This window comes from Clostridium sp. BL-8, from assembly GCF_002006495.1.
Taxonomy (GTDB): domain Bacteria; phylum Bacillota; class Clostridia; order Clostridiales; family Clostridiaceae; genus Clostridium.
Genome location: NZ_LZZL01000132.1, coordinates 1 through 10773, shown reverse-complemented (window position 1 = coordinate 10773; position 10773 = coordinate 1). Strand labels below are relative to the sequence as shown.

Genomic DNA, 10773 nt, shown 5'->3' with positions numbered 1-10773 from the left:
GCTTGTCCTCAACTTGTTTGAGGAACATGCAGAAATGGGTGCAACCTTTCACTTATAACTTTTCAGCGAAAATTTTATAAGTCCTATGAATAAATATGTATGTGATTTCGGTAAGTTACCACATAAATCTAAATTCAAAGCTATCTATATAGTATTTTTAGCAGCGGTTATTTTATCATCAGAGTATTTATTCCAGTTTTTCATCCAAGATTTAATGCATTCGTATAAAATAATGATTAGCATAACAAGTATTATAAAGGATAAAACAGTTAAAGTAGTCTTTCCGTTTGGAATATAATTTTGAAATATATTCTCAATGGAAGCTGTTGATGTTGTTATTGAAATAAATATCATAGGCAATATTGTTATAGGAGTATATTTATTCTTTCCCATTTCAATAAGTACAGATGTACCAATTGCAAAGGCTATTGCAGCAAGTGTTTGATTAGCTACTCCAAATAATGGCCAGATAGTCGAAATATTGCCGCTATAAAGCAATGATCCCCATGTGATGGACATTAAAGCACTAAAGAAAACAAGATTGAATTTTGAGTTTCTATTAGCCAATGGTTTGTACATTTTACCAAAAAGATCTTGTAATAAGTATCTTCCTATTCTTGTACCTGAATCTATTGTTGTTAGTATAAATAATGCTTCAAACATTATGCAAAAATGATACCAGTAAGACATTAGGGTTGATGCACCAGGTAAATTATGAAATACATATGTCATACCAACAGCTAAAGATACAGAACCTCCAGGTCTTCCAGCAAGTGTTTCACCAACAAGACTTTCAAGCATTCCTAAATCTTGAGGAACTAAATTTAATTTAGCAAAAACATCAGGCAAAGAATTTATTGCAAAATAATCAGCAGTAGGTAGAGCAGTAGCAGCAATCAAAGCCATTAAGGATACAAAGGCTTCAAGGAGCATCGAACCATAGCCTATTGGAAGGATATCTTTTTCATTTTTAATCAATTTTGGAGTAGTACCTGTGCTTATGAGTGAGTGAAAACCAGAAAGTGCTCCACAAGCTATTGTTATAAATAAAAATGGAAATACTTTACCATTTACAACAGGACCACCACCGCTAACATATTGAGTTATTGCAGGCATTTGCAAATTAGGTCTAACTAATACTATTCCAACAACTAAAGCTCCTATTACTCCGAGTTTCATATAAGTACTTAAATAATCACGAGGTAATAATAATAACCATACAGGTAAAGCAGCAGCGCAGAAACCGTATATAACTAGTATTACTGATAATTGCTTAATATCAAGAGTTAAAAAATGCCCAAGAGCTGTTCCTTCAATTTGTGGACCAAAGATAACAGCAAGCATTATTAATACCATTCCTATCACAGTTGCTTCAGCTATTTTGCCAGGTCTGATGTATTTTAAATATATACCTACAAATATGGCAATTGGAATAGTAGCACCAACAGTGAAGGTTCCCCAAGGACTGTTATAAAGAGAATTAACGACTGGTAAGCCAAGACCTGCCATTGTAATTATAAGAATAAAAATAACAGAAATAGAAGTTATGAAACCAATTCTTTTTCCTAAAGTACGCTTTGCAATTTCAGCTATAGATTCACCATCAAACCTCACTGACGCAAAAAGCATTACTATATCGTGTACTGCTCCTGCAGCAACAGAACCAATTAATATCCATAGGGCTCCAGGAAGATATCCGAATTGCGCTGCTAGAACTGGACCAATAAGAGGTCCAGCACCTGCAATAGCAGCAAAGTGATGGCCTAAAAGCACCCACTTATTTGTTGGTACATAATCTTTTCCATCAGCATATATCTCAGATGGAACTTTTTTAGTTTCATCTAAAGCTAATACCTTTGCAGCAATGAAAGCACCGTAAAGTCTATACCCAAGAATTAAAATTAATGCACCTATAATTACTAAAACAATTGAATTCATATTTACATCCCCTTTATTGTAAATGTTTTCTTTTAATATAATTTATCAGCTAAAGGTTATGATAAGTATATATTATAGGTGAAATATCATATTTTAAAGATAAAGTAGCAAAATATTGGGGTGACTAGCAGTAATATAATACATAATAAAGTAAAATTTGAGATTTTATTATAGCATAGTATAATAAAAGTAGGATTATTAGTTGTATATATAACCTGTAATTATTATTACTAATGAATTATTAAAAAGTAAACCAGTTAAGAACTAAGAATTGGTGATTATGAGATTTAATGAAGAAATTTCTATAGAGATTTTCTTCACTAACTGTAAACGAATAAAGGGTGGAATAGTATGTTAATGTTAAATATGTTAGAAAAGATGGCACTTATAACAGTGTTTACATTTATTATCTTACAGACTAGTATTATGAAACATTTAGTAAAAGATAAGTATGATCGTAAGGATAAGGCAATCATTATCATTATATTTTCAATACTAGCTATTTTGGGAACTTATTTTGGTATATACATTACTGATAATTCATTAGCTAACAGCAGACCTATTGGAGCAATAGTAGCAGGATATTTAGGAGGGCCGAGTATTGGAATAATAGTAGGATGTATAAGTGGATTACATAGATATTCTTTTGGAGGATTTACAGCCTTAGCTTGTTCTCTATCAACGGTTGTGGAAGGCGCAATTGGAGGAAGTTTTAGGCTATTATTTAAGAAACAAAGATTAAGTCCATTGATTGCAGGATTAGCAGCAGTAATAGCTGAAGTTACTCAAATGATTATTATTTTAATATTTTCAAGTGATCTAAATGCAGCAATAGAACTTGAAAAAACAATAGCTCTATCCATGATAATTATAAATCCAATAGGAGTTTTTTTAATAATTACTGCAATTAAAAGTTCAAAAAGATTAGTTGATGATGAGGTTAACTTAATTAAATTAAAAGAAGAAAATAAAGTAGCAGAATTAAAAGCCTTGAAAGCACAGATAGAGCCGCATTTTTTGTTTAATTCTCTCAATGTTATCAGTGCTTATTGCAGAACTGATGGTGAAAAAGCAAAAGATTTAATACTAAACCTTTCTAATTATTTTAGAAGCACCTTAGAAATAGAGGGGGATTTTTCTACATTGGAGAAAGAATTAAAGTTAATTAAAGCATACGTATCAATTGAACAAGCTAGATTTTCAAATAGATTATTGGTGAAATTCTCAATAGATGAAAATCTGCTAAATATAAAATTCCCAATACTTTTACTTCAACCAATTGTAGAAAACGCTATTAAACACGGCATCTTAAAAAAAATTGATGGAGGAGAAGTATCAATTTCTATTAGTGATAGTGAAGATAAAATTTATATTGAAATTAGTGATAATGGAGTTGGATTTGAATATACAGAGAAATCAGCATCTACAGGAATTGGACTTAAAAATGTAAATAACAGACTTAAGCTTTTGTATGGAGATGAATGCAAATTAAACATAGCAAGTTCAAATAGTGGCAGCAATGTTAACTTTTATATTCCGAGATAAATATAGTGGAGGGGATTAAATTGAGATTATTAGATCAAATCAAAATAATAATAGTTGAGGATGAGAAAATATCTAATGATGAACTCAAATATATAGTATCAAAGGATAGCCGATTCAGAGTTACAGGACAAGCATATGATGGAATAAGTGCATTAAAATTAATAGAAAGTGAAGAGCCGGAAATTGTTTTTATTGATATTAATATTCCAGGGAAAAGTGGGGTAGAGTTAGCAGAAGAAATAAAAGTAGTGTTACCAGATACAATTATAATTTTTCTAACAGCATATGATAGTTATGCGGTAAAAGCATTTGAACTTAAAATATATGATTATATATTAAAGCCTTATGATGAAAAGAGGATAATAGAATCATTAAATTGTGCATTGAGTACCATCAATAGTAAAAATGAAAATGATATTGTATGCATATTAGATAAATTAGATCAGGCTAAAAGTCTAAAAAGAATTCCGTGCGAAAATAATGGAAGGATAATTCTCATTGATATTAATAAGATTTCATTTTGCTATTCTGAAGGAGAAAAAAATTACATTAAAGCAGATAAGGAAATTTATTATACGTCAAAAACCTTACAGGAGTTATCTGAGAAAACTAATTTTTTCAGATGTCATAGAAGTTATATTGTTAATCTTGAGAAGGTGAAAGAAGTTTATCCATGGTTTAATGGAACCTATAAATTAATAGTGGATAATATCGAAAAAGATGAGATCCCAGTAAGTAGATCTCATGTAAAGGAAGTTAAAATGGCTTTAGGATTATAATGAAAAATATAATGCAATTTTTAAATATTATGAATAAAAATTAGAGACCATTCATGAAAAGAGAACACATTTTTCATGAATGTTTTTTATTATTGAGAATCATATTTTAAAGTAAGCTGGAAACCAATGTTTTCAATGTATCGAATGATTCCATTAGATATTCAGGAGTATATTTTTCATCATTCTCTATATACCATTGAATTGAAGTAATAGCAGTTGAAGCATACATACGGCAAAAGAATTCTTTGGGAATTTTAGATTTAAGTTCAATGTTTATATTATCAAAGTATGAGGAACAACCGTCCTTTAATATGTTAAACAAACTTCTATATAAATCAACAGACTCAGTATGGACTTTTAATAATGCTAAGAATGCATTTCGCTGCTTTGAATAATATTCTATCAAGTTTGAAAAAAAGTAGATAAAATCTTCATGAGATTTTAAAATGAATCTACTATTAATAAATATTCTAAAATCATCTAGTGTCTCTTCTACCAATTGCGTAAGTAAATCGTATTTATCGTAATAATGATCATAAAAAGTTGATCGTCCTATCAATGCTTCATCTATGATATTTTGAATTGTAATATCCTTAAAATCTTTAACTAGTAATAAGTTAACAAACGATGTTTTTATATTTTTTCGCGTCTTTAATACACGTAAATCAAGCTTATTTGACATATGATCACCTCGAATTTCGCACTGAATGGTAATTAATACTAATTATACTATACAACTTTATTTTGGAAAAAGCTAATGAATAGAGGAGTAATAGTAATTTATAGCCTATCTTATTAAATTTTTTACAATCAATATTTTAAAATGTATAAGTTATCAAACAAAATAATAAATAAATGTAAGTTAAGATATGATAACCATTATCATTAATTATTGAAAGGAAAGTACAAGCCGATTAATATATAGCTTGTAGGAAGGATTAATAATAATTAAAGGAGCAAAATAATATGAAAAAATGTATTTTATGGATAATAGTTTTGATGTTATTAGTTACTTCAAATATAAGTGGATGTAGTAATAATAAAAATAACAATACAACTATTGATGAAACCGCTATTATTCCAGATCAGAAGATAAATTATTTTATGTCAGGCAAAGTTGAAGCCGATGAAAGTGCAGCCATAACATCCAAAATTAATGCAAGAGTTTCGAGTATGAATGTTGATGTTGGTGATGCAGTAAGTAAAGGTGATTCAATAATTACTTTGGATTCTAAGGATATGGAAGCTCAAGCTCAGCAGGCGCAGGCAGCAGTAGAGGTAGCTCAGGCAAATTTAAATAAGGTTAAAAGTGGGTCGAGGCCTGAGCAAATAGAAGAAGCTGAGGCAGCAGTTGAAAGTGCTAAAGCAAATTATGAAAATGTTAAAACTACTAATGAAAGAAATAAAGTTATTTTCGATGCAGAAGGAATGTCTAAGTCAGCACTTGAGCAAAGTGAAACAGCTTTAGTAGCAGCAGAAGCTACGTATAAATCTGCACAAGCAGCTTTAGATATGTTAAATAAAGGTGAAACATCAGAAAGTATAGCAATTGCAGAATCACAAGTAAAAAGTGCACAAGCAACTCTAAATACAGCACAAGTTCAATTAGAAAATGGAGTAATCAACTCTCCTATATCTGGAGTTGTTACTGCTAAGAATATTAATGATGGGGAATTAGCTACAGCTGGAACTACATTATTATCAATTGTTAATTTAGATACCATCATTATAAATGCATATGTACCTTCAACATATATTAATAAAATGTCTGTTAATCAAGAAGTCAAGATTAAAATTTCAGAAGTGCCAGACAAGGAGTTCGATGGAGAAATATCAGTAATAGATCCAATAGTAGATTCTAAAAACAAAAATGTCTTGGTAAAAGTCTTATTTAAAGAGAAGGATCCACTTTTAAAGCCAGGAATGTTTGCTGAAGTAGGAATAGAAGAATAGGAGGTGAAAGTTATATGAATAGAAAGCGTAAGATGTTAATGATTGCTGTATTTGCAGTTATGCTGCTAACACTTATAGGCATAGGATATTATTACTGGTATAACAATGCTTACTTTGTTACAACAGATGATGCAAGAGTTACAGGAGATATTATTAAGGTGAGTCCGCAGATTTCAGGAAAACTTCTTGAATTCAATATAGAGGAGGGAGATAGGGTATTGCAAGATCAAATTTTAGGCAGACAAGAAATGGGAAGCCTTCCAGACTCAAGCGTAGATCAATCCATAATAAGAGCACCAATTAGCGGTATTATCATTAAAAAAATTGGAAATATAGGCGAAATTGAAGCGGCGGGACAATCTATTGCAATGATTGTTGATCCACAAAAGTTATATATTACTGCAAATATAGAGGAAACCAAATTAGGAAGAATAAAAGAAGGACAACCTGTAGATATTTCAATAGATCAAATTGAAGGAAAATTATTTGAAGGAAAAGTAAATTATGTAGGGGAAGCGGCAAACTCTACATTCTCAATTCTTCCATCGTCAGCCAGTGGCACATTTACAAAAGTAGTTCAAAAAATTCCAGTCAAGATTGAAATTGATAAAGCTGATAATGAGTTGCTGCCGGGTACTAATGCAGTTATTAAAATTCATATAAGATAATGGAGGGCAATATTATGGAGGAGAAAACAAAAGACACTTCTAATAAATGGTCCATGATAACTGTGTTAATAATAGGTTCTTTTATGGCTTCATTAGATACTAGTATTGTTAATATAGCAATTCCTAAAATAATGTCAGTATTCGGTACATCATTAGAGGATGTTAAATGGATATTAACAGCCTACACACTTACTTTAGGTGCTGTAGTACCGGTTACCGGATATATTAGTGAAATTTTTGGAACAAAGAAATTATTTGTATTTGCTATTGCAACTTTTACTATAGGATCATTTTTATGTGGTCTCTCTTGGAGCAATGGAGCTATGATAGTATTTCGGATTATACAGGCTTTAGGAGGAGGTATGATAATGCCGGTGAGTATGACGATGATGATGCAGGCGATTCCAGCTAAGGAGAGAGGAACTGCAATAGGGGTATGGGGAATCGCGGCGTTATCAGCTCCAGCAATAGGACCAACTCTTGGAGGATATATCATTGAGAAGCTTGATTGGAGAATAATATTTTATATAAATGTTCCAATAGGCATAATAGGAACATTTATGGCATTAATTTTATTAAAAGATACTGGAAAAAATATAGTTAAAAAGTTTGATTATATTGGATTTATAACCTCTACTATAGCTATGGTTAGTATATTATATGTTCTAGGTGAAGGGGCGAATATAGATTGGGAAGATATAAAAAATCCGCTTTTAATAGTGGTTGGAACTTTTTGTGCAATACTATTTATAATAAATGAATTAGGTAATGAAAACCCATTAATGGAATTACGTGTCTTAAAAAATTTTGATTTTGGAATAAGTCAAATAATCCAAAGTATATTAATGTTTGCATTGATGGGAGGAATGTACGTTATGCCTGTATTTTTAGAAAACATAAGAGGGTATACGGCTATGGAGACAGGGATAATTTTATTGCCATCTGCACTTGGACAAGCACTTATGATGCCTATCAGTGGCAAGCTTTTTGATAAAATTGGTGCGAAAATTCCATGTATCATTGGAGTAGCATTGCTAATGGTTACTTCATATAAACTGGCATTTATAGATGTCGATACGAGTAAGATTTATATAGAGACAATAATGACAGCACGTAGTATAGGAATAGGACTTTCCTTCATGCCTGTAACAACATTTGGTTTAAATGCTGTTGACCTTAAGCTTGCAGGACAAGCATCTTCTCTAAACAATACGATTAAGCAGATTGCAGGAGCCTTAGGGGTGACAATTATGACAACTATGATACAGAGTAGATGTGATTTGAATTATGAAAGATTGTCAGAACAGATAACACCATTTAACATAGCAGCAAGTGGAGTTATTAATCAAATTATAGGTTTATATACTCAAAACGGATATTCACAAGTTGATGCAAATAGTACAACAATATATACAATTACTCAATTTATTTATAGGCAGGCTTATGTTGATGGGATAGATTATGCTATTTCAGGAGCAACTGTTGCAACTGGAATAGGATTGCTTTTAGTTATATTTATGAGAAGTAAACCCAAAGAAAAAATAGAAGCCACATTTTAGTGGGGAATTTTTACTGAAGCATATTATGTTATATTCTTTGAAAAATAACATAATATGCTTAAATATATTTTTTTATTTTTAAAGGTGAAAAAAATTTTACTTAGCTGCTCTTTGAATGACTTGTCTGTATTTATTGTAAACAGAATCATAATGATCAATTTTACAGTTAATTTTATCAAGATTTTTCTGTAATTCAGCCATTTGATTTAAGACATCTTCTCTATGTTTTAGAAATATCTCTCTACGAATTTCAACAGTACTATTACCTTGGATACATAATTGAATATAGTCTTTAATTTTCTTTAATGGCATTCCTGTATTTTTTAGGCAGCAAATAAGCTCTAACATTTCTAAGTCTTCTTCTTTAAAATTTCTGTTACCTGAATCACTACGTTCTACAAAAGGTAATAAGCCTTCTTTTTCATAATATCTAAGTGTGTGTGGTGTTAGATGAGTTTTTTCAGAAACTTCAGCAATACTGTATCCCATGATCTATATTCCTTTCTTTCATTTTTTATTTTATAAGTTAGAGTATACTCTAATAGTTACGAATTGTAAATTCAAATTTAAAGTTATGTAAAAAGCAATTTTGTATTAACTTCAGAAGAATAAGGTATAAGGCACAATCCAATAAATAACAAGTCCATTTGCCAGCTTATTTTCCATCATCCTATGGCAGCAAATTTACCTAATAGGCCCACTATGAGGGAAATTTCTTGCCTGATGAAAAATATCCATGTCAACTTTGGACCTGTTATTTATTTTCATGTGCCTAAAACTAATTAAACGTATTTTCGTAAAAATAATAAAGAACATAAGTATAAAATGAGATGAAATGTATAACCTAATAAATGAGGTGATGCAAATGGATAATAACAAAAGTAGAATGAAAGATAGACCTAAATCCAATGCAGAAAGAAGAAAAATGGATCCTAAAGGCAATTCTGATCTTGGAATTATTGATGGTAAAAAAATAGGTGCACCTCCACATAAGGAAAAAGATCACTTATAAAAATAGAAAAGGATATATCAAAAGAATATTTGATATGTCCTTTTAATATATATTTAAATTTAATATTATTAATATTTTTAGTATTGATAATTAAAATTAATGATTTTATTATTTAAATCCGCTATGATAAATTAATGAGTGTATAAATATTGTGCAATATATTGATTATATGTAAATCTATTTATGATAAAATGAAATATATGCTAAATTAGGAGGTTAAGATGGAATTAGAATTAAATGTATATGAATTAGGTAAAGTTTTAAAAAAATTAGAAGAAAGATATAAATTAACTGTACTGATTAAACTTAATTTGAGCGGTGGGTGGATGACAATTACTGGTGAAACAAGCCTATTAAAAGTTCCTGGTGATATAAAGGCTGGCTGCGGAGGAAAAGATAATATTATAGATATAAATATTAAAAACGAACTTAATGAAAACGGAACAATTGTAAAAATCACTGGAAGTAAGGATAAAAAATTTAGTGTAAATATATCAAGCACAAGATATAAGGAACTTCGTTCCAATAATTTAACTATTAATCAAATAAAGATAAATGAAAATGAGAGCAAATTAAAAATTGATGAAGATATTATTTTTACAATAAAAGCTCCAATAGATGAAATAAAAAAAATAATAGAAGATTAAATTTTAGAAGAGTATTATTTCGTATAAAATAATATTAAAAGTACATACTATTATTTAGATAGCTGATAAAGTCAACATAAAGAAGCTATAAATATGGTTATTTATAGATAGTATATAAGTTTATATTAAGATTTATAGGATTAGGAGTGTGATATAAATGGATAATGGTATGAAAAGAAAACATACAAATAAGCATAAAACATTAAATCATAATCCACAGGCTGAAAGTGTAAAAGCAGTTTTTGGGGAACCTAAGGCTAAAGATTCTGAATTTATTCCCAAAACTTTTGATTAAAATGATAATTGTATAAGTAAACTTCTTATTAATAAAAGCATTTTTTGTATAAGGGCTGTTGCATATTACGGATCTAAATCCGTTAGCGATAGTTCCTTTTTGGGTTTTTACATAAATTTTAACTATATTGTGCCTAGGATTTATTTTTTACGTAAAAAGAGCTGTGCACTAATTTAGTGCGACAGTCTCATTGCTCTATTAAGGGTACTGAGATAATTTTATCAGGTTCTTCAATACTTTGTCCTCTCCATAACCTATAATAATATCCCTTTTTTTTCAACAACTCTTTATGATTACCTTCTTCTACTATTTCTCCATTATCCATAACATATATCCTGTCACATTTCATAATTGTACTCAATCTATGAGCAATTATT

Annotated in this window: 12 protein-coding genes; 8 read left to right on the top strand and 4 right to left on the bottom strand. The window is 29.8% G+C overall.

The features are described from left to right. Nucleotides 1-144 precede the first annotated feature (144 nt). Entirely contained in the window at nt 145-1938 is a 1794-nt protein-coding gene (locus CLOBL_RS25425; RefSeq protein ID WP_077861555.1) for a carbon starvation protein A, read from the bottom strand. Nucleotides 1939-2289: 351 nt separating this feature from the next. Between CLOBL_RS25425 and CLOBL_RS25420 the strand changes: the two genes are divergently transcribed. Both CLOBL_RS25420 and CLOBL_RS25415 read left to right on the top strand, forming a co-directional pair. After that, nucleotides 2290-3483 (top strand): LytS/YhcK type 5TM receptor domain-containing protein, encoded by a 1194-nt coding sequence (locus CLOBL_RS25420; protein WP_077861554.1) that lies wholly within the window; start codon nt 2290-2292, stop codon nt 3481-3483. Nucleotides 3484-3503: 20 nt separating this feature from the next. Beyond that, on the top strand, nt 3504-4262 hold the full coding sequence (locus CLOBL_RS25415) for a LytTR family DNA-binding domain-containing protein (protein WP_077861553.1): 759 nt from the start codon (nt 3504-3506) through the stop codon (nt 4260-4262). 106 nt (nt 4263-4368) lie between these two features. Here CLOBL_RS25415 and CLOBL_RS25410 read toward each other — a convergent pair whose 3' ends face one another. Then, nucleotides 4369-4944, bottom strand: coding sequence for a TetR/AcrR family transcriptional regulator C-terminal domain-containing protein (locus tag CLOBL_RS25410; protein ID WP_009172563.1), 576 nt, complete (start codon nt 4942-4944; stop codon nt 4369-4371). A gap of 284 nt (nt 4945-5228) precedes the next feature. Here CLOBL_RS25410 and CLOBL_RS25405 point away from each other — a divergent pair, with 284 nt between their 5' ends. The 3 genes from CLOBL_RS25405 to CLOBL_RS25395 are packed head-to-tail and all read left to right on the top strand — an operon-like array spanning nt 5229 to nt 8442. Beyond that, nucleotides 5229-6215, top strand: coding sequence for an efflux RND transporter periplasmic adaptor subunit (locus CLOBL_RS25405; RefSeq protein ID WP_077861552.1), 987 nt, complete (start codon nt 5229-5231; stop codon nt 6213-6215). A 14-nt stretch (nt 6216-6229) separates the two neighbouring features. Beyond that, nucleotides 6230-6883, top strand: coding sequence for an HlyD family efflux transporter periplasmic adaptor subunit (locus tag CLOBL_RS25400; RefSeq protein WP_077861551.1), 654 nt, complete (start codon nt 6230-6232; stop codon nt 6881-6883). A gap of 14 nt (nt 6884-6897) precedes the next feature. After that, entirely contained in the window at nt 6898-8442 is a 1545-nt protein-coding gene (locus CLOBL_RS25395; protein ID WP_077861550.1) for a DHA2 family efflux MFS transporter permease subunit, read from the top strand. A gap of 96 nt (nt 8443-8538) precedes the next feature. Here the strand turns inward: CLOBL_RS25395 and CLOBL_RS25390 are convergent, their stop codons facing one another. Then, entirely contained in the window at nt 8539-8931 is a 393-nt protein-coding gene (locus tag CLOBL_RS25390; RefSeq protein ID WP_009172559.1) for a MerR family transcriptional regulator, read from the bottom strand. Nucleotides 8932-9307: 376 nt separating this feature from the next. Between CLOBL_RS25390 and CLOBL_RS28275 the strand changes: the two genes are divergently transcribed. From CLOBL_RS28275 to CLOBL_RS28270, 3 genes are all read left to right on the top strand, one after another. Next, on the top strand, nt 9308-9454 hold the full coding sequence (locus tag CLOBL_RS28275) for a hypothetical protein (protein ID WP_179117839.1): 147 nt from the start codon (nt 9308-9310) through the stop codon (nt 9452-9454). A gap of 221 nt (nt 9455-9675) precedes the next feature. Continuing rightward, entirely contained in the window at nt 9676-10101 is a 426-nt protein-coding gene (locus tag CLOBL_RS25385; RefSeq protein WP_077861549.1) for a UDP-N-acetylglucosamine pyrophosphorylase, read from the top strand. Between the two features lie 157 nt (nt 10102-10258). Beyond that, the gene (locus CLOBL_RS28270) at nt 10259-10396 is read left to right on the top strand and encodes a CPC_1213 family protein (protein WP_009172556.1); all 138 of its coding nucleotides are present in this window, start codon (nt 10259-10261) and stop codon (nt 10394-10396) included. A gap of 187 nt (nt 10397-10583) precedes the next feature. Here the strand turns inward: CLOBL_RS28270 and CLOBL_RS25380 are convergent. Then, on the bottom strand, nt 10584-10773 hold a 190-nt coding region (locus tag CLOBL_RS25380; RefSeq protein ID WP_143323960.1), incomplete at its 5' end, for a hypothetical protein.

Excerpts from the sequence above, each read along its gene's own strand:
- CLOBL_RS25400 (WP_077861551.1), top strand. The coding sequence starts at position 6,230 with ATGAATAGAAAGCGTAAGATGTTAATGATTGCTGTATTTGCAGTTATG.
- CLOBL_RS25390 (WP_009172559.1), bottom strand. The coding sequence starts at position 8,931 with ATGGGATACAGTATTGCTGAAGTTTCTGAAAAAACTCATCTAACACCA.
- CLOBL_RS28270 (WP_009172556.1), top strand. The coding sequence starts at position 10,259 with ATGGATAATGGTATGAAAAGAAAACATACAAATAAGCATAAAACATTA.
- CLOBL_RS25410 (WP_009172563.1), bottom strand. The coding sequence starts at position 4,944 with ATGTCAAATAAGCTTGATTTACGTGTATTAAAGACGCGAAAAAATATA.
- CLOBL_RS25420 (WP_077861554.1), top strand. The coding sequence starts at position 2,290 with ATGTTAATGTTAAATATGTTAGAAAAGATGGCACTTATAACAGTGTTT.
- CLOBL_RS25425 (WP_077861555.1), bottom strand. The coding sequence starts at position 1,938 with ATGAATTCAATTGTTTTAGTAATTATAGGTGCATTAATTTTAATTCTT.
- CLOBL_RS25385 (WP_077861549.1), top strand. The coding sequence starts at position 9,676 with ATGGAATTAGAATTAAATGTATATGAATTAGGTAAAGTTTTAAAAAAA.
- CLOBL_RS25395 (WP_077861550.1), top strand. The coding sequence starts at position 6,898 with ATGGAGGAGAAAACAAAAGACACTTCTAATAAATGGTCCATGATAACT.
- CLOBL_RS25405 (WP_077861552.1), top strand. The coding sequence starts at position 5,229 with ATGAAAAAATGTATTTTATGGATAATAGTTTTGATGTTATTAGTTACT.
- CLOBL_RS28275 (WP_179117839.1), top strand. The coding sequence starts at position 9,308 with ATGGATAATAACAAAAGTAGAATGAAAGATAGACCTAAATCCAATGCA.